The sequence below is a fragment of the Oceanobacillus sp. FSL W7-1293 genome (assembly GCF_037969815.1).
Lineage (GTDB): Bacteria > Bacillota > Bacilli > Bacillales > Amphibacillaceae > Oceanobacillus > Oceanobacillus oncorhynchi.
The window spans coordinates 1,968,702-1,993,726 of sequence record NZ_CP150212.1; the positions used below are offsets into that span (position 1 = coordinate 1,968,702).

The 25,025-nt window shown below is 39.6% G+C and carries 21 protein-coding genes; 18 read left to right on the forward strand and 3 right to left on the reverse strand.

Translation table 11 applies throughout. From position 1 onward, the window contains the following. Nucleotides 1-150: 150 nt before the first annotated feature. Entirely contained in the window at nucleotides 151-1,497 is a 1,347-nt protein-coding gene (locus MKY65_RS09770) for a DUF6612 family protein (protein ID WP_339184346.1), read from the forward strand. 102 nt (nucleotides 1,498-1,599) lie between these two features. On the opposite strand, the gene MKY65_RS09775 is transcribed toward MKY65_RS09770, so the two are convergent. Then, nucleotides 1,600-2,358: a hypothetical protein gene (locus MKY65_RS09775; RefSeq protein WP_339184349.1), complete on the reverse strand. Its 759-nt coding sequence runs from the start codon at nucleotides 2,356-2,358 to the stop codon at nucleotides 1,600-1,602. A gap of 477 nt (nucleotides 2,359-2,835) precedes the next feature. Further along, nucleotides 2,836-2,985: a hypothetical protein gene (locus MKY65_RS09780; RefSeq protein ID WP_175297047.1), complete on the reverse strand. Its 150-nt coding sequence runs from the start codon at nucleotides 2,983-2,985 to the stop codon at nucleotides 2,836-2,838. A gap of 230 nt (nucleotides 2,986-3,215) precedes the next feature. Between MKY65_RS09780 and MKY65_RS09785 the strand changes: the two genes are divergently transcribed. The 3 genes from MKY65_RS09785 (at nucleotide 3,216) to MKY65_RS09795 (ending at nucleotide 6,523) form a co-directional block, all read left to right on the forward strand. Continuing rightward, a complete protein-coding gene (locus MKY65_RS09785) occupies nucleotides 3,216-5,381 on the forward strand; it encodes a DNA topoisomerase (protein WP_339184351.1) in 2,166 nt (721 codons plus the stop codon). A 133-nt stretch (nucleotides 5,382-5,514) separates the two neighbouring features. Continuing rightward, nucleotides 5,515-5,949, forward strand: coding sequence for a hypothetical protein (locus MKY65_RS09790; protein ID WP_339184353.1), 435 nt, complete (start codon nucleotides 5,515-5,517; stop codon nucleotides 5,947-5,949). Nucleotides 5,950-6,184: 235 nt separating this feature from the next. Beyond that, complete coding sequence (locus MKY65_RS09795; protein ID WP_052485037.1) at nucleotides 6,185-6,523, forward strand: DnaJ family domain-containing protein; 339 nt, start codon at nucleotides 6,185-6,187, stop codon at nucleotides 6,521-6,523. A 63-nt stretch (nucleotides 6,524-6,586) separates the two neighbouring features. On the opposite strand, the gene MKY65_RS09800 is transcribed toward MKY65_RS09795, so the two are convergent. Beyond that, nucleotides 6,587-7,768: an amidohydrolase family protein gene (locus MKY65_RS09800; RefSeq protein WP_339184355.1), complete on the reverse strand. Its 1,182-nt coding sequence runs from the start codon at nucleotides 7,766-7,768 to the stop codon at nucleotides 6,587-6,589. 319 nt (nucleotides 7,769-8,087) lie between these two features. On the opposite strand from MKY65_RS09800, the gene MKY65_RS09805 reads away from it, so the two are divergent. The 14 genes from MKY65_RS09805 (at nucleotide 8,088) to MKY65_RS09870 (ending at nucleotide 24,742) form a co-directional block, all read left to right on the forward strand. Beyond that, nucleotides 8,088-9,674 carry a sensor histidine kinase gene (locus MKY65_RS09805; protein ID WP_339184357.1) on the forward strand — a complete coding sequence of 529 codons (1,587 nt, stop codon included), beginning with the start codon at nucleotides 8,088-8,090 and terminating at the stop codon, nucleotides 9,672-9,674. Continuing rightward, a complete protein-coding gene (locus MKY65_RS09810; RefSeq protein WP_339184358.1) occupies nucleotides 9,671-10,354 on the forward strand; it encodes a response regulator in 684 nt (227 codons plus the stop codon). Before MKY65_RS09805 ends, MKY65_RS09810 begins: the two co-directional genes overlap by 4 nt. 192 nt (nucleotides 10,355-10,546) lie before the next feature. Then, nucleotides 10,547-11,521: a tripartite tricarboxylate transporter substrate binding protein gene (locus tag MKY65_RS09815; RefSeq protein WP_339184359.1), complete on the forward strand. Its 975-nt coding sequence runs from the start codon at nucleotides 10,547-10,549 to the stop codon at nucleotides 11,519-11,521. A 13-nt stretch (nucleotides 11,522-11,534) separates the two neighbouring features. Then, on the forward strand, nucleotides 11,535-11,987 hold the full coding sequence (locus MKY65_RS09820) for a tripartite tricarboxylate transporter TctB family protein (RefSeq protein WP_339184360.1): 453 nt from the start codon (nucleotides 11,535-11,537) through the stop codon (nucleotides 11,985-11,987). A 15-nt stretch (nucleotides 11,988-12,002) separates the two neighbouring features. Next, the gene (locus tag MKY65_RS09825; protein ID WP_339184362.1) at nucleotides 12,003-13,496 is read left to right on the forward strand and encodes a tripartite tricarboxylate transporter permease; all 1,494 of its coding nucleotides are present in this window, start codon (nucleotides 12,003-12,005) and stop codon (nucleotides 13,494-13,496) included. A 280-nt stretch (nucleotides 13,497-13,776) separates the two neighbouring features. Then, the gene (locus MKY65_RS09830; protein ID WP_339184365.1) at nucleotides 13,777-14,196 is read left to right on the forward strand and encodes a nucleotidyltransferase substrate binding protein; all 420 of its coding nucleotides are present in this window, start codon (nucleotides 13,777-13,779) and stop codon (nucleotides 14,194-14,196) included. Next, nucleotides 14,189-14,509 carry a nucleotidyltransferase domain-containing protein gene (locus MKY65_RS09835; RefSeq protein ID WP_339184366.1) on the forward strand — a complete coding sequence of 107 codons (321 nt, stop codon included), beginning with the start codon at nucleotides 14,189-14,191 and terminating at the stop codon, nucleotides 14,507-14,509. Before MKY65_RS09830 ends, MKY65_RS09835 begins: the two co-directional genes overlap by 8 nt. Before the next feature lie 306 nt (nucleotides 14,510-14,815). Continuing rightward, nucleotides 14,816-16,600, forward strand: coding sequence for a sigma 54-interacting transcriptional regulator (locus tag MKY65_RS09840; protein WP_339184368.1), 1,785 nt, complete (start codon nucleotides 14,816-14,818; stop codon nucleotides 16,598-16,600). A gap of 143 nt (nucleotides 16,601-16,743) precedes the next feature. Continuing rightward, nucleotides 16,744-17,937, forward strand: a complete 1,194-nt coding sequence (locus MKY65_RS09845; protein ID WP_339184370.1) for an iron-containing alcohol dehydrogenase — start codon at nucleotides 16,744-16,746, stop codon at nucleotides 17,935-17,937. 32 nt (nucleotides 17,938-17,969) lie between these two features. Further along, nucleotides 17,970-19,298, forward strand: coding sequence for an SLC13 family permease (locus tag MKY65_RS09850; RefSeq protein WP_339184371.1), 1,329 nt, complete (start codon nucleotides 17,970-17,972; stop codon nucleotides 19,296-19,298). A 24-nt stretch (nucleotides 19,299-19,322) separates the two neighbouring features. Then, nucleotides 19,323-20,783 carry a CoA-acylating methylmalonate-semialdehyde dehydrogenase gene (locus MKY65_RS09855; protein ID WP_339184372.1) on the forward strand — a complete coding sequence of 487 codons (1,461 nt, stop codon included), beginning with the start codon at nucleotides 19,323-19,325 and terminating at the stop codon, nucleotides 20,781-20,783. Nucleotides 20,784-20,956: 173 nt separating this feature from the next. Next, on the forward strand, nucleotides 20,957-21,616 hold the full coding sequence (locus tag MKY65_RS09860; RefSeq protein WP_339184374.1) for an FCD domain-containing protein: 660 nt from the start codon (nucleotides 20,957-20,959) through the stop codon (nucleotides 21,614-21,616). 33 nt (nucleotides 21,617-21,649) lie between these two features. Next, nucleotides 21,650-23,326: a dihydroxy-acid dehydratase gene (locus MKY65_RS09865; protein WP_339184376.1), complete on the forward strand. Its 1,677-nt coding sequence runs from the start codon at nucleotides 21,650-21,652 to the stop codon at nucleotides 23,324-23,326. A 66-nt stretch (nucleotides 23,327-23,392) separates the two neighbouring features. Further along, nucleotides 23,393-24,742, forward strand: coding sequence for a gluconate:H+ symporter (locus MKY65_RS09870; RefSeq protein ID WP_339184378.1), 1,350 nt, complete (start codon nucleotides 23,393-23,395; stop codon nucleotides 24,740-24,742). Nucleotides 24,743-25,025 lie beyond the last annotated feature (283 nt).

The window sequence follows — 25,025 nt, forward strand, 5'->3', positions numbered from 1 at the left end:
ATATCTAAAATACCACAGTATTTTGTGCTGTGGTATTTTAGTTGGGTATTTATTCCTCTTTTGATTTTGTTCCGTAGTCAATCAGTTGTCCTCCCTGTATAATATATGTATAACGTTTACATTTAAAAAGAAAGGAGACAGCGTTTTATTTTGAAAAATTATATTTTTGGAGCTGGACTCATTATTATTTTATTTTTAGCCGGGTGCTCCGAGCCTGAGGCTGCAGAGGTTTTGGAGGAAATGGAGCAGGTGGAACAGGATATGACCTCTTTAGACGTGGAGTTTGAAGAAAATATCGAAGGCGAAACGTTATCGGGGAATGGCGTGTTTGACTTTGAAAATGATATCGACTATTACAATCTGGGAAACTTTGCTCTGTATAGAGACAATAGTGACTTTTTGATGAAAACTGCTGAAGGGGAGGTCATGGAGAGCTTTGCAACAACAACCGCTGACCAGGAGGAACTCGAACATATCTTTAATAATCAATTAGGCAGGATGAAAATGCCATTTGCTTTTTTCGTATCCATAGACCCGGATATTCATAACAAATTTGATATGGAAGCAAGAGATGAAGATTATGTCCTTACTTACAATGGGGATGAAACGGATATCGAAGAGTTAGGCAGAGGAATTGCGGAACAAACGCTCCGAATTACCGAAGGCTCTGAAAGAGTGGATTTTGAACCCTCCGATTTTGACATTGATAAATTTACACTTGAAATGATTATTGAAAAAGAGACCCATCATCTGCAGGAAATGGAACAGGAATTTACGTATACGTTTCATGATTTAACAAATGATCAGAATTACTTGTATACATACACTAATCATAATGATGCCGAACAAATCGATATTCCGGCGGTCACTGTGACAGCAGAGGATACAGAGCCCGCAGATGCGGAAGCAACAGATTTAAGCGAGGAAGAGAGGGAGACTCTGGAAACAGAAGCATCGGATTATTTGGATGCACTTATTCAGGCGACGGTCTTCCAGGATGCGGAAGCCTCTATCGAGCGTTTGCCAGACACTTATTCGGAAGAAGAGAAAACAACAGAAGCTGAGACACAGCGGGATATGTTCAAGGATATATATATCCAAAACACGGAACGAAATATGCAAGGGACCAATGTGACAGAACAAGAAATTATCGAATTAGCGGATGCCGTGATGTATGCATTGTCTACTGCGGATTATGAGATTGTTGAAGCACAGGCAGAATCGGCTGATAGTATTATGGTCACGGTTTCTATAGAAGGAATCAGTGATACGTCCATTTATCAGGAAGTAGACCAGGAATTGCTTGAGCTTATTGAAGATGGTGACATTGCACGTGATGAAGTTGATTCTAAAACCATCGAGCTGTTGATCGAAAAATACAATGACATCGATGCACTCCTGCCTCCTGTAGAACTTACTGTTCATGTGATGCAAAATCCTGATGGCAGCTATGTAGTGATTGCACAAGATCAATATTTAGCAGGATTTTTTCAATAAAGGATAAATAATAAGGCGGCTGGAATAGATACTTTCCAGCCGCCTTATTATTTATCGATGTTATATTCTATCAGGGGTTCCCTGCAAGAATCTTCAATCGTCTCAATCAATAATATACATTTTTTCAATAATAGTTATAACCTCTTCATCCTCACCAGGCTCAATGGTGACCGTCTCTGTATTTTCAATCATCTCTCGCATATCTTTCTGTACTTCTTCTAAATCAACATCATCCGGACGAGGCATCCCTCCGTACCATCGATTTCCATATGGAATGTCATATACATTAATAGTACCGTCTCCATTCCCGCTATACGTAATCATGCCATCTGCAATACGGGAACCGGAGACCTGAATCACATCTTCCGGATAGCTCACATCATTTTCTTCATCGTTGGGGTCGAGCGGTGTACCGGCTGGAATATGTTCGACGTATAATTCATCGATATCTTGATTTGGCCCAAGCTGCAGCCAGACGCGGGCGTATTCAATTTCTTCGGAAGAATAGTCTGATAATGCCTGATCGTTCCCCGCTTCTTCGTCTTCTGAAGAACTGTCGTTACTTTCTTCCTCTTCAACAGAGCTGTCTTCCGAAGCATCTGTTTCCGTTTCTTCACTTGGTTGATTATCAGTGTTATTTTCGGAGGAATCTTCCGATGAGTTATCTGTTTCTGAAGGGTTATCTGATTCCTCCCTATCCGGTAAGTCTTCATCGTCTGCCACACCCGGTTCTTCAGCAGTTTCATCTGTGACAGAATCAGGGTTCTCTTCCTCATTTGTATTGTCTGAACAGGCAATAAGCAAAAAAATGAGAGACAACAGAAGAAGACTGGAGCAGGAGAATTTTATATGTTTTTTCATTTTTAGACTTTCCTTCCTTTTGTGTGATTTCAATTCAATAAATAGGTAAGTATGTTAAATTAATCATAAAGTATTCTAGCCGGGTTGTAAAACTTCGATAGTCAAAGTAAATGGATATATTGAATTGTAAAAACTATTGGGAATGATTTTCGACAGGGGCGTGAAAAGAAATACTTGCGATAGAAGGGGATGCGCAGGATTTTAACCAGATATGGGTTTTGTTTTGAAGAAAAATACAGCGGCAGCAGAAGCAATAAAAAATAGAATCAAGCTGTGAAGGAATTTTTAAAGAAGATGTTTTCAGGAAGGGAAATGATGAAGATATAAAGCGGACAGGGCTTCTTTGACCCTCGTCTGTTTTCAGTATAAAGGATAGCAACAAACATTTCCATATAAATATGAAAAAAGGGAAGCGGTTTTACAACTAGGCAACAAAAAAACTGAGTCAACTGGTCACTCAGCTTTTTTGTAAAGATGCTACCTTTTCCGTTTGTTTTTCTTATTGTCTAAGTTCAGAAACTCACTATTTTCACTCGCAAATTCCGTATCATTGCCTGTTTTATTATGTTTATTGCGATTATTTTGCTTTCCTTTATCCTTATTGCGATTTTTATTTTGTTCAGACATGGCGCACCTCCTGTAAGTAAATATAGTGATTATAATCACCAATGAAGCTAGTTTAACCATATAGCGATAAATTATAAGCGAGCAATAATGAGGAGCTGCGATTTTAGGTATCTATTAGAAAAAAAGTGAAATCTATGGCATAATAAGGTATCGAACGAATGTTTCTAATATGAAAAATGATAGCGAAAAACCAGCTGATATGGCTTTAAAGGAAAGGCGATGAATTCGAAATGGGAGTCCGATTAATCTTAGCAGAGAAGCCATCTGTCGCAAAAAATATTGCAGATGCATTAAATATAAAAACGAAAAAAGACGGCTATTTTGAAGGGGAGCGCTATGTGATTACCTGGGCATTTGGCCATCTTGTCGAGCTGTATGATGCAAAAGACTATGATGGGAAAATGCGGAGCTGGAAAATGGATAATTTTCCTTTTATCCCTTCTGAATTTAAATATAAAGTGAAAAGCAATCCAAGAAATCGGGCGCAAACTGATGGCGGAGCTGCAAAGCAGTTAAAAACGATTCACTCTTTAATGAAGCGGAATGATGTGGAGGAAATTATTTCAGCGTGTGATTATGACCGGGAAGGCCAGTTAATTGCAGATAGTATCATCTACCGGGGCGGGGTGAAGCCAAAGGCAGTGGTATATCGCCTGCTTTTAAATGAATGGACGCAAAACGAAGTACTGCAGGGTCTGGAAAATCTCCAAACAAACGATAGGATGAAGCCGTTGCGCGATGCGGGAATCAGCAGGCAATGGGCAGATTGGGTTATCGGTATTAACCTGACATCCGTGGCAACGTTAAAATATCAGCAGGGTAAAAGCAAAGCGTTAAATATAGGCCGGGTGCTGCTTCCAACTTTAAAAATAATCTATGACCGTGATCAAGAGATTGAAAATTTTAAGCCGGAGGATTATTTTAAACTGACTGCAACCTTTCAAACGGCGGCTAACCACGAATACGAAGGGACTTATGTCGAAAACAAAGAGGATAAATTTAAGAAAAAAGAATTATTGGAGCCAATTAACGAAGCGATTCAAAACAAACAAGCCATGATTACTGATAAACAGGTGGAAAAGAAAAAGGAATTCCCGCCGTTTCTATTCAATTTATCCAATTTGCAAGGGTTTATAACGAATAAATTCAAGGGATGGACATCTGATAAGGTATTAAAGGTCGCTCAGTCACTTTATGAGAAAAAGCTGATTACCTATCCGCGAACTGCGAGTACTGCCTTAGAAGAAAGCTTGGTTGGAAAAACAGCCCATGTCTTAAAAGTACATTCCGAAGGGCTTCCTTATAAGGATGAAATGAAGTTTATGAAAACAAAGCGTGTCTTTAATAACGCAAAAGTGGAAAGTCACAGCGCGATCATTCCCACTTATATGAAGCCTAAACGGCTCTCGGCAGATGAAGGAATTGTCTACACAGCCATTAAAAACCGCTTTATTATGCAATTTATGCCGATAGCAGAATATGAAGAGACAAAGCTGACTACAAAAATTCTGGATGTGGATTTATCTGGTGTTTTCCATTCAAAAGGGAAAGTACAGTTAGTGGAAGGATGGAAAAAGGTAGAGAATATCCAATCTAAGGATACTCTGCTGCCGTCAGTGGATAAGCAGGAACGTGTCCAGGTGAGCGATTCTGAAGTCACTTCCCATGTCACAAAGCCGCCAAAGCACCATACTGAAAGAACCTTGCTGCGTGTGATGGAAACATGCGGGAAAAGCTACCAGGAGGATGAAAGCGAGGAGCTGATGGGCAGTATTTTGACCGGTTTTAGTATTGGCACTGCTGCAACAAGAGCCGAAACCATTAAAAAGTTGAAGGATATAGGCTATATTACAACGGAAAGTAAGCATTTGCTTTGTACAGAGCTTGGTAAACGGCTGGTTACCACTTTTCCTGTAAAAGATTTATTTGATTTAGAATTCACCGGACGTCTTGAAAAAGCCTTATCAGATATTCAAAAAGGAAAAGCGGACAAGCAGGAATTTCTCCGGCTCGTTTTTCATTTTACATCAGAATCCGTTGAAACAATCAAGCATGGAGAGGACGTTATTATCAATAAGGTAACGCAGACACGGGCAACCAATGAAGTAGTGGGAACCTGTCCGCAGTGCGGCGGCAAAGTAATAGATGGCTATAAAGCCTTTAACTGCAGCAACCGGAAGCAGGGCTGTACATTTGCCATTTGGAAAAATGATAAATATTTAGCTTCGATGCGGAAGAAGCCGACGAAAACCATGGTGAAAAAACTGTTGAAGGATAAGAAAGTCTTTGTGAAAGGTCTGACAAGTAAAAAAGGAAAGAAATTCAATGCTTATTTAAGCTATGAAAAGAATAAAGAAAACGACTACTACAGCTGGAAAATGGAGTTTTCAAAGTAGGTTCTTCGAAGTTTTCAAGCTTTTAAAGTGAAAGTAGTGTATACTAAAGAGTAGAGGTAGCATTATTTAATAAACGGAGATTTTAAGAATGATATTTACCATGCTAAATTTTCCTCTAGACAGGATGACAAACATGAAAAAAGTTATCGTAAGTACAAAGGAAAATCTGGATTATGGTACTTTAATATGGATTTACGCAAACAACCGTAAAGTTTATCGCAGCAGCAAAAGCATTGATTCCGATATGCCGTTCCATCATTACGATTCACATTATATGGGAATGATGGAAGAGTTGTACAGGGATCAGGAAAAACATCCCCTTTTATTTAAACAGATGATTGAGGAATCGAACCGGATTTTTGGCGTTTGCCTGAATAAACGCCGTAATGAAGATGGTTCCAGAGATATGAAGGTTCTTTTCTTTTCAGATTGGGACAGCGTCCAGGACTTTGCTGAAGATACTTATCCAAAGCTTGTAAAAGCAGAAGTAAAGCGAAGGAAAGAAGCCAAACAAAAATGGCTGGAGAGAGGGAAGCTTTTCTCCGAAAAGAAAAAAATGTCACAATAGATGTTACTGCAATGCAGTCTGGCTGCTCCATGAGGTATTTTACTTTATGGGGCAGCTTTTTTATGTGGAGATAGTTGTTAAGAAAGTATAGCACGTTTCATTTTTTATAATAAAGAAGATTAATAGCGCGATATATAATTAAACAGTATACTGAAAAGTAGAAGTATTATTTTAATTTACTTGATCTTAATGATTCATTGGATTGCTTAAACAAATAAGGGCAGGAGGGATTTGTTTGGAAAGGAAATACAATGATTTAATTGGAGATATGATTAAAGAGAACGATTATAGCTATGAAAAGAATTTGCCGGGAAAGGGAAAACCGCTAACAAAGGATTATATGGAAAAGGATACGTTCCAGCATTTTCAAAAAATAGCGAAGGATGCAGGCTATTTACCGCCATGGTTGAAGCTGCAAAAGGAAATCAGTGTATTTGTGCAGGAAGCTCAAACTGAAAAGGATATTAAGAAAATAAATAAACAAATAAAAATGCATAATCGCATTTGTCCGCCTCCAATGCAAAAGAGCTTTATCAGTTTAACTGATTTGGAAAATGCAAAAAAAGTGTGGTGAATATAAACAACTGGACTTGCAGGATATATCTTATCTTTGCAAGTCCAGTTGTTTTCTGTAGAGTTATTCTACTTTCTTCCCTTTTTTATAAACAATTTTATCCGCTTGGACAGCTTTGATATTCTCTAATGGATTTTCTTCAATAATAATAAAATCAGCAAGCTTGCCTGTCTCAATAGAGCCTGCATAATCATTTATTTTCAACAGTTCTGCTGCATTGATAGAAGCTGATTGTAATGCCTGCAATGGTGTTAAACCAGCATCGACCATCTGTTCAAGCTCTTGAGAGGGCCCTTTCTCAAAGTCATTATAAGCGGTTCCGGAGTCTGTCCCCATTGCGATTTTGATTCCAGCCTTAGCAGCTTTGCCAATACTTTTAATATGTGCTTCTTGAACAGCAAGTGATTTTTTTACCATAAAATCAGGCAGTTTTTCCGGATGCTGATTGATTGCCCAAGGTGCCATTAAGGTTGGAACAAGATAAGTATCATTATCCAGCATCATCTGGATGGCTTCATCATCTAAATAAATCCCATGTTCAATCGAATCTACTCCAGCACGGATGGCATTTTTGATTCCTTCTGTTCCTTGAGCATGTGCGCAGGCAGTATAGCCTTTATGATGTGCCTCATCCACCGCAGCACGCATTTCCTCGACACTAAGCTGAACATCATTAGGTGTTTCTCCATCCATACTGACGCCGCCGGTTGCCATGACTTTAATATTTCGTGCTCCATTTTTAATATTGGTGCGGGCATGTTTACGAATCTCATCTACGCCGTCCGACTCCCATCCGAGTTCTACGCCATGCCCGCCAGTCATTACGATGGCAGGACCGGATCCGATAATTCCAGGAGCTGTTATTTTATTTTCTTTTTCTAATTTAGATAACTGTAAATCAATGTTGTCAGAGGAACCAACATCACGTATATAAGTAACGCCGTGTTTTAAAAGTTTATTTAGGTTATCAATTGCAATATACGTGTTTACGACGGCTCCCGTCTGAGCTGCATTGACCGAAGAAAGGCCGCCGATTTTGAAGAAGGGATCTAAGATAATATGCGTGTGGGCGTTGATTAAGCCGGGCATGACATATTTCCCTTTTAAGTCGATCGTTTCATCTGCGTTTGCTGTTTCTTTGTTGATAAATTGGCCTGTTTCTGTATCTACAGCAAAGTCAATTCCTTCAAAATCCGTATTTTTGCCGGTAAACACCTTGGCATTTTTAAATAAGATGGTTGTCATTCTTGTCTCTCCTCATGATAGGTTTTTCTAAGGGTGTGTGAAATATTTTAGAATAAAGAACAATATATCATAAAAAGAGAAGAAATTGTGAGAAAAAGTTCTAGTTAAATTAAGGGGATGTTATAAACCTGCTATGTATACTTTGTTTGTAAGGGTTTTCTTTCATGTGACAAGAACAAAAGAGATAATCCATATTGTATATAGAAACAGGGCTACAACGAATCTAGTTCTCTTGCCCCAACACCAGATTTCCGATAAACTGATAATGCTATTACATAAAACGAAATAAACTCATGGATCAATAGAAAAGGAGGTATAAATGTTTTCTTTGATAAAAAATATGACGATTCGGAAGCGGATTGTCTTTATATTTCTGACTTTATCTACTTTTCTTATTTTATTATTTATTTCTGTGTTTGCTTACTTTGAGATTGGCAATGCCCAGGATACATACAAGCAATTATCCAGACAGACGGCTAATGGACTGGCCTTTATGCCGGCTTTGGAGGAAGCTGTCAGCAGCAGTGACCATGACGAATTACAGGGAATTATTGACCGTGTGCGGCTGCAGGCAGAAAATCCGGTTGTGACCGTAGTTACACGAGACGGAGAATATATCATTCATCCAGATGAAAACCACATCGGTATAACGGAAGAAACAGAGCAATTTGACCAAACGCTGTTATATGGCTCCTATGTGACCGAATCGGGGGAAGGGGCGCTTGGACCTGCTATTATGACCACTGCGCCAATCTATGAAGAGGTGGATGCCAATGGCGGTGAAAGAATTATCGGTGCGGTTACAGTCGAGTACTTGGAAGAATCAATCAACGCTATCATAGTAAGTAAGCTCAGAAGATTAGTTGTCGTGGCATCCATCGGGATGATTCTTTGCGTTGGCGGAGCGTTGTTTTTAGCAAGAAGTATTCAGGAGGATACACTCGGGAGAGAGCCAGCTGTTATCGCAGAAATGTTCCGCGAACGGGAAGCCATGTTAAACGCAGTAAAAGAAGGAATTATTGTGATTGATGATAAGCAAGCGATTTCCTTGATTAATCCCTCTGCAGAGGCATTGCTGAGTTCAACGATGAATCTCCAGCAGTCGATTCAACTGCTTGGCCTGCCGGAGACGCTTTTCTCTGGAAAGCCGAGCTATGATGAGGAAAAAGTGTACCAAGGGAAAACATTTATTACGAATCGCATTCCTTTATATGAAAATAAACAGATTGTCGGTGCGATTTGCAGTTTTCGAGATAAAACAGATATGAAGCAGCTTCAAGAAACAGTGATGCAGATAGAGGGCTATGCAGACAGCCTGCGTGCCCAGACACATGAATTTAAAAATAAGATGTATGTGCTGTTGGGGTTAATCCAGCTTGAGCAATATGAGGAAGCATTAAAAGTGATTCAGGAAGAAACCGCTGATAAACGACAAGCATTCCCAATGTTGAAGAACATTAAAGACCCTGGAGCGCAAGCAATTTTATTAGGGAAAATAGCGAAGGCGGCTGAGAAAAAAATATCACTTGTCATAGAGGAAGCGAGTCATCTGGATAAAACGAAAATAGCTGCTACGGATATGGCTATCATGCTCGGAAATTTATTAGATAACGCCATGGATGCTGTACTAGAATCGGAGGAACAGAGAATCACTGTGATGGTTACCGATGTTGGAAGCGATATTGTGATAGATATAGAAGATACCGGACAGGGGATGACGAAAGAACAGACCGGGCAGATTTTTACCAGAGGATATTCCAGCAAAGGGGAAAATAGAGGCTATGGTCTGTTTCATGTCTATGAAACGGTGAAAAAGTATTGTGGGGAGATGGAAGTGACCTCGCCAGCTGACGGCGGAACCGTATTTTCTATCTATTTACCAAAAGGAGAAGTGGTGAAAAAATGAATGTGGTTATTGCAGAAGATGATTATCGGGTAGCTTTATTGCATGAAAAGTATCTGCAGTCTTTTTCAGAGATAACAGTTGCTGGAAGAGCGCTAAATGGAAAAGAACTCAAGGAGCTGATGGAAAAAGAAAAAGTAGATCTGGTCATCCTTGATATTTATTTTCCTGATATATTAGGGACAGAATTGCTTCATTACCTGCGAATGCATTTTCCGGAGCTAGATATTATTATGGTCTCCGCATCTACAGACCGTCAGCATTTGCAGCTGGCAAAACGTTATGGCGTATACCAGTACTTAATTAAACCAGTGACAATGGATGATTTTACAAATACGATAAAACAATATATAAAGGATCGGATATGGTTTGAAGAAATGGGAGAATTTAAAGCGAACGATACCGATTATTTTTTGACAGGGGGGTACCAGCGAAGCATAGAAGAAAAAGGGACAAATATGCCATTGCCTACAGGGATTGATTCCATTACATTAGAAAAAGTAAAAGCATCATTAAAGGAGCATCCTGAAGGTGTAACGATTGATAAGATGTGCCAGCTGGTGGGAATTTCAAGAACAACGGCCAGACGATATTTGGAGCATATTGTATCCAATGAAGAAGCCACTACTATTTTAAATTATGGGGTTATCGGCCGGCCGGAAAGAAGATATATTTTACAGTAAAACATCAAAACATCCTGATATCAGGGTGTTTTTTTATTCTCTTTTTTTCACTTAATGGATAAAAAGGACGAAAAGGCATTAAAGAATGTTAAGTGAATAAAATTCGAAATATTGTTTTTCCTCTTTGGGTTTGCAATAATTACCCTATCATTGAAAGCGTTTACTTAATTATTGATTTGGTGAGGTGTTAACATGAAGCGTTTATGCTTATTATTTATTGGCTGTATTCTTCTGGCGGGGTGTTCAGAGAATACGAGTGAAGGGAAAGGGACTTTTCCTGAAAAAAACATAGAGATTATTTCTCCGGCAAGCCCGGGCGGCGGATGGGATAGAACAGCCCGTTCTGCACAACGGGCGATGAATGCGGACGGAACTGTCGAAGAAGATATTACCGTAGTGAACAAGCCTGGAGGCGGCGGGGAAGTAGGCTGGCAATACTTGATGCAGCAGGATGCGCATTTTGCTGCGTTAAATTCCAGTCTATTGATTACGGGTCCATTGCTCGGTCAGACGGAATTAACCTATGAAGAATTTACGCCATTAGCCATGTTATCTACGGAATGGCTGGCGGTTGCAGTCCGGGAGGATGCAGGAATTGACAGCGGTACAGAGTTATTGGAGCAGTTAAAGGAAGATCCAAAGTCGCTGGTGATTGGTGTCAGCCCATCCTTAGGAAGCGGAAATCATCTGGCCTTTGTCCAAGCTGTGATTGAATACGGTATTGATCCGACAGAATTACAGTTCCTTGTTTACAGCAGCGGGGGCGATATTATGAATGCATTACTTGGCGGACATATTGATGTCACCAGTAACTCGTTATCTGATCTATCTGAACAGTATTTAGCAGGAGAAGTAGATATTTTAGCTGTTACATCGCCAGAAAGACTGGACGCATTTCCGGATATACCAACCTGGAAAGAGCAGGATATTGATATGGAATTTCCGCATTGGCGCGGGATTATGGGCCCTCCAGGGATGAGTGAGGAGGAAATCGCCGCTTGGGACCTTTATTTGAGTGAAATGGTAAAAACAGATGAGTGGAAAGCAGATTTAGAGAATAATAATTTGGAAGAATTTTATATGAATAGTGAAGAAACAAAAGAATTTTTACAAGAGCAAAATGAATTTTTTGAAGGTATAGTAGAGGATTCTGGCTTAACGCCTTAGGAGGGAAAATAGGATGCAGGTAGCAATACGGTATGCCATGCCTGTCATGTTTATTATTGGCAGCGTTATCTATGGCACGATGATTATACAATTAGATCCGGCCACATTAGGTAATCCGGATGGACCAAAATTTTTTCCTTTATTTGTTTGCGCTGGATTGTTGATATTTTCTATAGCTGATTTAGTCAATGTACGTAAACAAATACATGCGAAGAACAAAGATTTAGAGCTGATTGCCCAGCTGAAATCATTTAAATTAATTGCAATTATTATTGGAATTTGCGTGATATATACGCTTATTTTTGAACATGTCGGTTATTTGATTGCAACGATATTATTTATGGGAGCGCTTATGTTTTATTTAAACGGAATGAAGAAATGGCTCTTGAATGTAATTGTAACACTGGTTGTTTCTGTTTCAACCTGGTATGGATTCACAGAGCTGCTGCAAATAAGTCTGCCTTAGAGGAGGAGTGCAAGAATGGATGTAAATATTATTTTAGATGGATTATGGACAGCGCTCCAGCCTGCTAATTTGTTATGGCTTTTACTTGGAGCAGTCCTTGGTACAATTGTCGGTATTCTGCCGGGGCTTGGAGCGGCAACGGGAGTAGCAGTGCTTATTCCGTTAACTTTTGGAATGGAGCCGGTCAGCGCATTGATTTTAATGGCAGCGATTTACTATGGAGCTTTATTTGGAGGCTCCCGCAGCTCTATTCTGATTAATACGCCGGGAGATGGTTCTTCGATTGCAGCTACATTCGACGGATACCCGATGACGAAGAAGGGACTGGCAGGGCAGGCGATGTCTATTGCTGCGATGGCTTCGCTGATTGGCGGCGTAATGGCAATCTTCGGATTTATCTTTTTAGCAATACCGCTGGCAAATTTTGCATTAAATTTTGGACCGGCTGAGTTTTTGCTGTTGTTCCTATTTGCCTTATCTGCTGTGGTGACCTTATCGCAAGGAAATATTATTAAAGGCTTTTTAACCATGTTTTTAGGATTGGGAATCAGTACTATCGGAGTGGATTTGCAATCCGGCGTACACCGCTTCACCTTTGGATTGCCGCATTTAACAGATGGTATTAATTTTATTGTAATCATTATCGGTATTTATGCCATAGGGGAAGTGCTTTATAATTTACTTAAACCGCAATATTCCGGAAAATCAAATGGGCAGGACATCGGGAGCAAGTGGTTTACGAAGGAGCAGTGGAAGCGATCGCTTGCCCCGATTATCCGAAGCGGCCCGATCGGATTCTTCCTCGGTGTACTTCCCGGTTCTGGCGGAACGATTGCATCTTTGTTATCTTATAGTACGGAAAAACAAATATCCAAAAATAAAGATGAATTCGGCAAGGGTGCTGTAGAAGGACTGGTTGCACCAGAATCCGCAAACAGTGCATCGGCTGTCGGCTCGCTGATTCCGATGCTGACCATGGGGATACCTGGATCCGGGACAACAGCGGTGATGCTGGGAGCACTTGTTATGATTGGAATCACCCCGGGGCCTTTGTTATTTGAAAATAGTCCGGATACGATTTGGACGCTGATCAACAGTATGTTTATCGGGAACATTATCTTAGTAATTATTAATATCTTAATGGTCGGTATGCTGGTGAAAATCTTAAAAACACCGCCGAATGTGCTTTATCCGATTGTTCTTATTCTTTCCTTCTTAGGGGCATATACGCTTGGATACAGCACAATTGATTTTTATATTTTAATTATTGCCGGTGTTATTGGGTTGTTGATGCGTATTCTGAATTACCCTGTTGTACCGTTAATTCTTGCTTTGATTGTTGGAGGAGATATGGAGCAAAATTTCCAGAGAGCAATGATTGTTTATGATTCTCCAATGGATATTCTATTTGCTTCTCCGATTGCGATTGTTCTTGCTTTGCTGACGGTTTTGTCCCTTTGTTATCCATTGATTGCGAAGGTTTTTAGGAGGAGAAAGGCAGTGAAATAAAATATCATATACAAAAAAGCGAACATCTATTATTAACAAATAGGTGCCGCTTTTTTTGTTTGTAATTAGCATAAATATGATAAATTATATGAAATATCCAGTTTTATATGCTTTTGATAAAATATTTGGGAATATATTAAAAGAGTAGTACGACCTAATGAAAAAGTATTAACTCTGCAACTATTTTGAATTACCATCCGTTTGCCCATATAGCGTGCATTATAGTAAAATACATAACAATAAGCTTGTTGCGTTTAATTATATAGAGGGAGGAATATTTATGTCGGCAAGAAAGACCTTGCAGAGCTTAGCTAATCTGGAAAAAGCAATCGGAAGACTGGAAGAGGCTCTAAATGAAGGTGCTAAGAATAGTTTGTATATTGATGGAACAATTCAACGCTTTGAGTTTACATTTGAGCTTTATTGGAAAACGTTAAAACGAATGCTTGAAGAAGAAGGGATTGAAGCAAAATCCCCCAGAGAGACATTAAAACAAGCATATGCAGTAGATTGGATTCAAAATGAACAATCTTGGCTGCAAATGCTCCGTGATAGAAATGAAACCTCCCATGTATATGATGAAAAGAAGGCAAGAGATATTTATGAAAATATTGCAGGTTATTTCCCTGAAATGAAGGAGACCTTTAAATTTCTAAAAGAAAAGTATAAAGAAGGAGGGAGTGAATCTTACGATGATTGAGCAAAAAATCATAAATCAGTTAACGAATGTTGGTCAACGTATCAATACCATTCATAAAATTATTCTTTTTGGATCAAGAGCTGTTGGTGATTATACACTAAAATCTGATATTGATTTAGCATTTGTTGCTCCAAATATGACGAAGGAAGAATGGGTGGAATTAACGTTTGCTTTAGAAGAGGAGTTAGATACATTGCTATTTTTGGATTTGATTAAGTATGAAGATGCTCCAGAAGAGTTAAAAGAGGAAATTTTGAAAAGCGGAAGGGTGATTTATTCGGAAGGAGCAGTTATTGATAAAAAGACTTCTTAGAAGTAAATACACTTAACTATAGCATAGTTGATTTTAATATTTTAATTATTTTATTGCCTATGGGATAGATTTATTATTGAATGCAGGAGCAGAAAGGCAGTTAAATAAAGAAAATTTCAACATGTAAACACAGTATCTATGGTAATTTCTACATCGATAGATACTGTGTTTTTTAACGTATACGAAACATTATTTGTAGGGTTGTCACAGGTGAAATTGAAATGAATTCTCTTATAAGACTATGGTATACTCAGCTGTAGAAGCATAATCAAAGCATTTCGTATTTTATTTTTGGAGGAAGATAACATGCTGCAAATGAATTCACAAGAGCTATTAAATGAAGAAAATGGTCAAGCCGGCAATTGGATGAAAAGGAATCCGGAGGTCATTTGTTTAAATGAAACTGTAAAAGCTGCAGCAGAGCTTCTTCATAATTTGGCAGCTGATTTCCTTCCTGTTGTAGGAGAATCTATGAATCCGGTTGGAATCATTACGTCCAAAGCAATCCTGAAAGCGTATCTGGATGGGGGAAACGAAGCGTCGATTGCGAATTATATATCACAGGAGGATTTTTCGATTATTCGAGCCGATGAGTTCATCATCGACTTTTATAAAATGCCGTATACTTACTTTTTTGCAGTTAATGAGAAGCAGCAGTTGACAGGCGTATTAACAAGAAAAGAAATACAGCAATGTTTATCGTTCTATATGAACGAGCTGAGTCAAACCTCTCATACTGCCGAAATTTTGGATGTTATTCTTGAAAGCGCTTATGAAGGGGTTGCTGTTGTTAATCAGGAAGGAATCATTATTGAGTTTAATGAAGCCTACAGCCGTTTTACTGGAATTGATCAAAAGGATGCCATTGGACGACCAGTACAGGAAATTATTGAGAATACCAATCTGCATCATACAGCCAGAAATGGAATGCCCGAGCGGGGAGTTATCCAATATATCCAAGGGCAGCCAATGGTGGTGCATCGTATACCGATATGGAGAGAAGAAAAGCTGGTGGGTGCAATCGGAATGCTTATTTTTGAAGGCGTAACAGAATTATATCAAATCTATGATCGGTTTTTGGAAAAAACGATGCAGACAGCTGTAAATAAAGACAGAGTGAAGCAGCCTTTGCAGGAGAACAGAATAGAGCATGCATCGATTGAGAAAATTAAGGGATCCAGTGAACAGATAACGGATTTGAAGCGGATTACCCGAAAAGTTGCCAAAACAGATGCAACCGCTTTAATCACAGGGGAAAGCGGAACAGGGAAAGAAATGTTCGCTAAAAGCATCCACGAGCTGAGTTATTACCAAAATGGACCGTTTATCAGTGTCAACTGCGGCGCCATACCGGAGCAGCTTTTTGAGTCTGAAGTATTTGGCTATGCAGACGGCGCCTTTACAGGTGCAAGAAAAGGCGGCAAGCCGGGAAAGTTAGCATTAGCTAAAGGCGGGACACTGTTTTTAGATGAGATTGGTGAAATGCCTGAGATGATGCAGACAAAATTATTGCGTGTGCTGCAGGAAAAGGAGTTTGAACGGGTAGGAGCAGTCCAAAAAGAAAAGCTGGAGGCAAGAATCGTTGTAGCGACAAATCAGAATTTGCTAGAAATGGTTCGGGAGGGGACCTTTCGAGAGGATTTATATTATCGGATCAACGTTATTGAAATCCCCATACCACCGTTAAGAGAGCGTCCGAAAGATATCCCGGTACTAATTTCTCATTACTTATCAAGTTTGTGTAAGAAATATAATGTTCCGGATAAAGAAGTAACACCTGAAGCAATGGCTGTTTTTATGAATTATGCCTGGTATGGAAATATCCGAGAGCTGATAAATACAATGGAAAAGTTAGTTATTTTAGTTGAATCCGATACGATTGATGTAGACCATCTTCCAAACTATTTGAAGCGTTTTGACCTGCTGGAGACGTCGTACGTCTTCCAGCGGGAAGTGAAGAATAAAGAAAAAGAAGTTCTGATGAAAGCGCTGGAAGAGAACAGGGGCAATAAATCAAAGGCAGCGAAGGAACTCGGGATTCACCGTACGACATTATATAAAAAATTGAAAAAGCATGGTTTGGATAAATAGTGTAGCATAATAACTACATTTTTTCGGTGAAGTGTAGCTGTTTAGCTACACTTTTATTTTAAAACGCTTACAATAAAGCTCTGAAAAATTGGCATGATTTTTGCTGTTTAAAAAGTGAAAGAAAGAGAGAAGGAGAGATACTTATGGGAGAGAGTAATGTGTTTCGTATACCACAGACCATTCATTATGGAAAAGATGCTTTTAAAAAGATAGGGAAGGAAGCATCGGAAAAAGGGCAAAAGGCACTGATTATCAGTGACCGTATTATGGAGAAGCTTGGTTATGTCAGCGAGTGCAGAGATATACTTTTGCAGGATAAGATTGAAAGCGTTGTCTATTTAGGGGTTGAATCAGAGCCGACAGATGTTTATGTTGCAGAAGCATTGGAATTATGTAAAAAAGAAAAATGTGATGTTGTTATTTCCGTAGGTGGCGGCAGCTGTATTGATACGGCCAAGGCAGTAGCTGTCGCTGCAGTAAATGGGATATATATTGGCGAGTATATGGGAGGGAAGAAACAAATAGAGCAGCAGCCGCTTCCGCATATAGCAGTGCCGACTACAGCTGGAACAGGTTCAGAAGCAACAGATGTTACGGTAATCACGGATACAACGAATGACGTCAAGATGATGATTAAGCAGCCATTACTGATGCCGAATGTAGCGATTGTAGACCCTGTTCTAAGCATGTCATCGCCTAAATCCGTTACAGCTGCTACCGGGATTGACGCTTTAAGTCATGCGGTGGAGGCTTATATTTCGAAAAAAGCACAGTCCATGACAGACACGCTGGCTTTATCGGCGATTGAACAAATCGTAAAGAATATAAGAACGGCCTATAACGAAGGAGAGAATGTGGCTGCCCGGGAAGCAATGTCTATTGGATCCATGCAGGCGGGGATGGCTTTTTCCAATGCCTCGGTGTGCTTAGTGCATGGCATGTCCAGACCGATTGGGGCACTGTTCCATGTACCACATGGGATTTCTAATGCAATGCTTCTTCCTGCTGTGCTTGATTTCAGCAGAGATGATTGTGTGGATCGATTGGCTGACTTAGCGAAATTTTTTGATGCGGAGGCAAATAGGCTCTCTAAAGAGGAAGCTGCAGATCTGACGGTTTATGAGGTGAAAAAACTGTGCTATGAGTTAGATGTTCCTAATTTACAAGGCTGGGGAATCGATCAGAAAAATTTTGAAGCAGCTGTCAGTAAAATGGCAGAAGATGCACTGGCGAGCGGCAGCCCGCAAAATAATCCGAGAGTACCAACAAAAGAAGAGGTAGAGGAGCTTTACCATGTTTGTTTCTCGTATCAGTTTAGCGTAGAAAAAACGTCGTAATAGAAGGGATGACATCAAGGGGGATAAATGGGATGGAAATAATCAGTTTTATCGGATTGATAGCTGCACTTGCTTTGCTTGTCTATCTAACAATGAAGGGAATTCATATTATCGTTGCTGCGCTGATCAGCTCAGTAGTTATAGCTGTTACAGGGGGACTGAATTTAGAAACAGCACTACTGGATAATTATATGACGGGCTTTACAGGATATTTTGCTTCATGGTTTTTAGTATTTTTATTGGGTGCTATTTTTGGAAAGTTCATGCATGAAACCAAATCAGCGGAAAGTATTGCCCAGTGGATTAAAAAGAAGTTCGGCGTTAAACGGGCCGTGTTTGCCGTGGTAGCGGCAGCAGCAGTGATGACATATGGCGGGGTAAGTTTATTTGTAGTTGGCTTTGCGGTCTATCCAATTGCTGTTTCCCTGTTCCGTGCAGCAAATCTGCCGCATCGTTTTATTCCAGCTGCACTTATTTTTGGATCGATTTCATTTACAATGACTGCACCGGGATCACCGGAAATTCAAAATATTATTCCAACAGAATTCTTTGGAACAACACCGACAGCAGGCGGCTGGGTCGGGGTCTTATGCGCCTTGCTTATCATGATTTGCGGCGGATTATATCTTGGGTCGTTGGTTAAGAAAGCAGTTGCTAATGGCGAAGAATTTTCTCCTCCAAAATCCGTTTTGGAAAAAGAAAAAGCGGATGCGGCGGCGAAAAAGAATGAATCACAAGTATTGCCGAATATTGTGGTTGCTATTTTACCGCTCTTTTTAGTTATTGTTTTACTAAACATATTAGGCCAGTTCATGAATCCAACAACTGCTTTGTTAATTGCTTTAATCGTAGGAATTGCCGTTTCCTGCTTGACGATGAATAAGTTTCTTAAGGAATTTTGGAGCTCAATGGCGGAAGGAACACAAAATGCACTGGTTGCACTGGCAAATACCTGTGCGGTCGTTGGTTTTGGGAGTGTTGCCGCAGAGGTATCGGCATTTGATACCTTGATAACTGGACTTGTTAATCTGCCTGGGCCGCCATTATTAGGGCTGGCTATTGGGGTTACGGTTATTTGCGGAATTACTGGTTCGGCCTCTGGCGGATTAGGTATTGCACTGCCTATTCTCGCGCCTATTTATCTGGCCCAAGGAGTAGACCCTGGTGCAATGCATCGTGTTTCAGCATTAGCATCCGGCGGTCTGGATTCGCTTCCGCATAATGGAGTCGTTGTTACGACGGTAAGAGCTATTTGCGGCGAGACGCACAGCCGGGCATATAAACCCGTTTTCCTTGTTAGTATTATTGTTCCAAGTATCGTATTAGTATTGGCGATTGTGCTTTACAGTCTTATTTTATAAAAAATATTACAGGAGGTTTTTTCATTGACACAGACAACAGTAGAAACATTAAAAAATTATGTAGGCGGAAAATGGATCGAAGCGAAAACAGCAAAAACAGAAGAGGTAGTGAACCCGGCGACAGGAGAAGTGCTTGCTCACGTGCCGTTATCTACTTTAGAGGATATTAATTATGCAATAGAAACAGCTGCAGAGGCATTTGAAACCTGGAAAGAAATCCCGGTACCAAAACGTGCCCGAATTCTGTTTAAGTACCAGCAGCTTCTTGTTGATAATCATGAGGAACTGGCAAAGCTGATCACTCTTGAAAATGGTAAAAACTTTGCGGAAGCGTATGGAGAAGTACAAAGAGGAATCGAAAATGTAGAATTCGCAACAGGAGCGCCGTCATTGATGATGGGAGAGCAGCTTGCTTCGATTGCAACAGAGTTGGAATCCGGATTATACCGTTATCCAATCGGAGTTATTGGAGGAATCACTCCGTTTAATTTTCCAATGATGGTGCCGTGCTGGATGTTTCCGATGGCGATTGCGACTGGAAATACGTTTGTAATGAAGCCTTCTGAACGGACACCGCTGCTTGCCAATCGTTTAGCGGAATTACTGGAAGAAGCTGGTCTCCCGGGCGGCGTGTTCAATATCGTTCACGGCGCACATGATGTCGTAAACGGATTATTAGATCATCCGCAAGTGGCGGGGATTTCATTTGTCGGTTCGCAGCCGGTGGCCGAGTATGTCTACAAACGCGGGACAGATAATTTAAAACGGGTACAGGCTTTGGCAGGCGCAAAGAATCATTCGATTGTTCTGCAGGATGCCAACCTGGATAATGCTACAACACAAATTATGAATGCGGCATTTGGTTCGGCTGGCGAGCGCTGTATGGCAGCTTCTGTAGTAGCAGTAGAGGACAGCGTTGCAGATGAATTTATCAAGCTTTTGACACAAAAAGCCAATGAAATTCAAATTGGTAATGGTTTAGATGAAGGAATTTTCCTTGGACCAGTAATACGTGACAAGCATAAAGAACGTACGTTAAGCTATATCGAAGCTGGACAAGAAGAAGGGGCTAATCTGGTCCGGGATGGCCGAAAAGATGAAGCTGTGAAGGAAAAAGGCTATTTTGTCGGTCCGACCATTTTTGATCAAGTTACTTCGGAAATGAAGATATGGCAGGATGAGATTTTTGCGCCTGTATTATCTATCGCTCGTGTGAAGGATTTAAGTGAAGCAATTGAACTGTCTAATCAATCACGCTTTGCGAATGGAGCATGTATTTTTACCAGAGATGGGGGAAGCGTCCGTCAATTTCGGGAAACCATTCATGCAGGAATGCTTGGTGTGAATATTGGTGTACCGGCGCCGATGGCATTTTTCCCCTTCTCCGGGTGGAAGGATTCGTTTTATGGGGATTTACATGCCAATGGGAAAGACGGGTTACATTTCTATACGAGAAAGAAAGTTATTACGACGAAATGGGTGTAAGGAGAAAGAGGGGGCCGCTGTATTTTTGCAGCGGCTTCTTTTTTTGTTTGTAAGCAAGCTTCCAGTCATCAAATAAGTAAAATAGATTTTATAATTTTTAAAATAATATATTGCAAACTCAACTTATCTGATGTATATTATATTCATCAGATAAGTTGAGAGGAGGTATCTTTTTGAGAGGGAATTTTAACACAGTATACAATAAATTAAAAGACGAAATTATGAGCGGAAGTCTTGAGGAAGGCACAAAGTTACTTTCTTTGGCTAAGTTATCTGATAAGTATGATGTTGGCGTGTCTACTGTCAGAGAAGTATTGAGAGCGCTGCAAAGCCAGTCTTTTGTTAAAATCGAGCAGGGAAGAGGCACATTTGTTACATATGATGCAAAAAGAAGCAATGACTCTATATCGAAATCAGAAGTAAGAGATTTAATGGATTTAACCAGTTTTAGAACAATGGTGGAACCTTCTTTTGCTGGAATTGCTGCAGTACAAGCATTTCAATTTGAGATTGATTTAATTGTTGAGTCAGCAAATAAGATGGCGGAGTTAGCTAAAAAAGGAGAAGACACCAAAGAAGAGGATTTAACTTTTCATCTATTAATAGCTAAAGCAACGCATAATGCTTATACGATAAAATTTTATGAGGATTTTCAAGAGCAGTTATCGATGGGAAGAAAACATACCAATGTTCCAGGAATGATTGAAAAGGCGGCGCATTATCATTTGATGATAGCGGAAGCAATCAGAACTAGAAATAGCAGTCAGGCAAAGATGTACATGCAGGCGCATATGGAATCGAATGAAGAATTAGCTTTAAATTTGTTATTCTAAATTTCTTAATTTTTAACAACGAGGTGAATTGTTTTGAAAAGGGTTACATCATATGGAGACAAAGGATTTAGTGAGTATATAAAAATGGCGTTTCAAAGAAATCTTGGATATGACGAGAATGATTATAATAAGCCTATTATTGGGATATGTAATACGTTTAGTGAAATCAACAGATGTCATGCACATTTAAAACCGATAATTAATTCTATAAAAAATGGCATTTTAATGGCGGGAGGGATTCCTCTTGAATTTCCAACGATTTCTGTTGGAGAAATGTTTACCAGCCCTACTACGATGCTCTATAGAAATCTAGTAGCGATGGACACGGAAGAAATGATAAGTGCACAGCCTATCGATGGTGTTGTTCTTATTGGAGGGTGTGACAAAATGGCCCCAGGACAATTGATGGGAGCTTTTAGTGCCAATAAACCTGCTATTCTATTTACTGGAGGTCCGATGGAAAATGGTGAATATAAAGGGAAGACTCTGGGAGCTTGCAGTGACTGTAGACATTATTGGCAAGAATACAAGGCAGGGACAATCTCGGAGAAAGAATTATCCGAGATAAATGCCCAATTAGCTCCAACAAATGGACATTGTATGGTCATGGGATCAGCGAGTACGATAGCTGCTTGTTCAGAGGCATTAGGCATCATGCTTCCAGGAAGCTCTACTCCCCCAGCTACAGTGAATGAACGATTAAGAATGGCAAAAGAAACAGGGAAAGCTATCGTTAATTTAGTGGAAAAAGATATAAAACCTGCCGATTTTATTACGAAAAATTCATTTGAAAACGCTATCACTACTTTGATGACAGTAGGCGGTTCAACCAATACGGTTATACATTTAATAGCAATAGCTAAAAGACTTGGGATTGATTTAACATTAGATGACTTTGAAAAGATATCGCAAAGAACTCCGATATTAGCTAATTTAAGACCGGCAGGAGAATTCCAAATGCAAGAATTTTATCATGCGGGAGGCGTTTCTGCATTATTAACAGAGTTAAAAAAATTGCTGCATTTAGAAGAATTAACTGTTTCGAATAAAACGCTTGGAGAAAATATTGAAGGTGCAGAAGTAATAGAAGAATATAGAAAAATAATTAAACCATTTCATAAGCCGCTTTATAAAAATGGAGGGATTAAATTATTAAAAGGGAATCTAGTACCTTCCGGGGCGATTATAAAGCCCAAAGCAATAGCAAACCCTAAATTAATGAAGCATACTGGAAAAGCTATCATATTTGATTCCATTCAAGAGATGGAGGAGAAAATAAATGATGATAATTTGCAGGTAGATGAAAGCAACGTCTTGGTATTAAGAAATGCCGGCCCCGTTGGTGCGCCTGGAATGCCAGAAGCGGGAGGGATTCCTATTCCCAAAAAACTTTTAAAAGAAGGAATCAGAGATATGGTTCGAATTTCAGACTGCCGGATGAGTGGAACTGCTTCCGGTACCGTGGTTCTTCATGCTGCACCTGAAGCCGCTGTGGGAGGGCCGTTGGGTCTTTTAAAAAATGGTGATAAGATACATTTGGATATAGAAAATGGGATTCTTGAAGTGCTGGTTTCTGAGGATGAATTACAAAAGAGAAAAGAGTTTTGGAAGCCTCCTGTATTTAAAGAAGGGCGAGGCTATCCGCAGTTATACAGGAATCATGTTCTTCAAGCCTCAGAGGGGTGTGATTTTGATTTTTTACTCCCTTAAATAATAGTAATCTAGTAAAACCCCCTTGAATAAAGCAGTCTATAAAAGAAGGAGGATAAATATTTTATGGAAAGTACTGCATGGATTATTACGGTAGGAATACTGGCGATGGTAATATTACTATTTTTAATTATTAGAACAAAGCTTCAAGCCTTTTTAGCCTTGATTATAGCCAGCTTATTTGTAGGGTTAGCTGTTGGCATGCCGCCGCAAGAATTATTGGCACATATCGAAGATGCGATGGGCGGTACGCTGGGTTTTGTGGCATTAATTATTGGAATTGGAACAATATTCGGGGAAGTGTTGAGAGCATCAGGAGCATCTGAAAAATTGGCTTTGACCATGATGGACAAATTTGGAGAAAAGAATATTGTCTGGGCGCTAGGGGCAAGCGGATTTCTGATTTCTATTGCTGTTTTTATTGATGTTGCTATTGTAATATTGGTCCCTTTAACCTATGCCTTGGTGAGGAAATCTAAAAAATCATTACTTTATTATGGAATTCCTTTAACGGCTGGTTTGAGTGTTACGCATACATTTATTCCTCCAACACCTGGACCAATTGCAACTGCCAGTATAATTGGTGCGGACCTGGGTTATGTCATTTTATTTGGGGCAATCGCAGGTATACCAGCCATGATAATTGCCGGACCGCTTTTTGGTAAATTTATATCGAAAAGAATTCATGTAGATGTCCCTGAACATTTTAAAGAATCAGAAGTGAATTATGATCCAGAAAAACTGCCTGGATTTGCCGGCGTAGTTATTATGTTGATTGCACCGCTGATTTTAATTTTAGGAAATACTACGGCTGATTTGTTATTGAATGAAGGGAATATATTTAGAGAAATTTTGATGTTTATTGGAAATCCTATCATTGCCTTATTAATTGTAAGCCTTTTAACCATATGGTTATATGGCACTAGAAGGGGATTTACCAAAGGGGAACTTCAACAAATCACAACGAAAGCTTTAGAGCCTGCTGGGATAATTATTTTAATAACAGGAGCCGGGGGAGTATTTGGCCAGACTTTAATAGCTACTGGAATCGGAGACATTCTTGCAGAGGCGATGCAGCAAATTAATATGCCGATTCTCTTATTCGGATTTATCACAGCAGCATTAATTCGAATTACACAGGGATCAGGAACAGTATCCATGATTACTGCTGCCAGTTTAGTTTCTCCGCTGATACAACATTTTGATGTCAGCGAACCAATGTTAGGATTAGTAGTAATAGCAATTGCGTGTGGAGGAACTGCTTTTTCTCATGTGAATGATTCTGGTTTTTGGATGGCAAATAGATATTTTGGAATGAGTGTGGCCGACACGTTAAAGTCTTGGACAGTTATGAAAACGTTAGTCGGATTAACTGGTTTAGCAGTTGTTTTAATATTAAGTTTGTTTATAAAGTGAATATAAACTGCTCCATTGATCTTATGCCTTTTAGAAATATATATAAGATGGATGGAGTTTTTTATTTATTGCTTTAAATAATAGGAGCTCTTATTTGCACCACTTTTCAAAATTTAGCACGGAGAACCGTCTGTAAAATTCCCACTGAGTGAAGTTTCGTTTTATAATTCAATCGTAAATCAATAAGGCAGAGAAATAAACTTGTTTTGTTGAATAGTTATATAAAAATATGATGAGCTAGAATCTATGCATTTTATAAAACACTATGAGATACTGTACACAG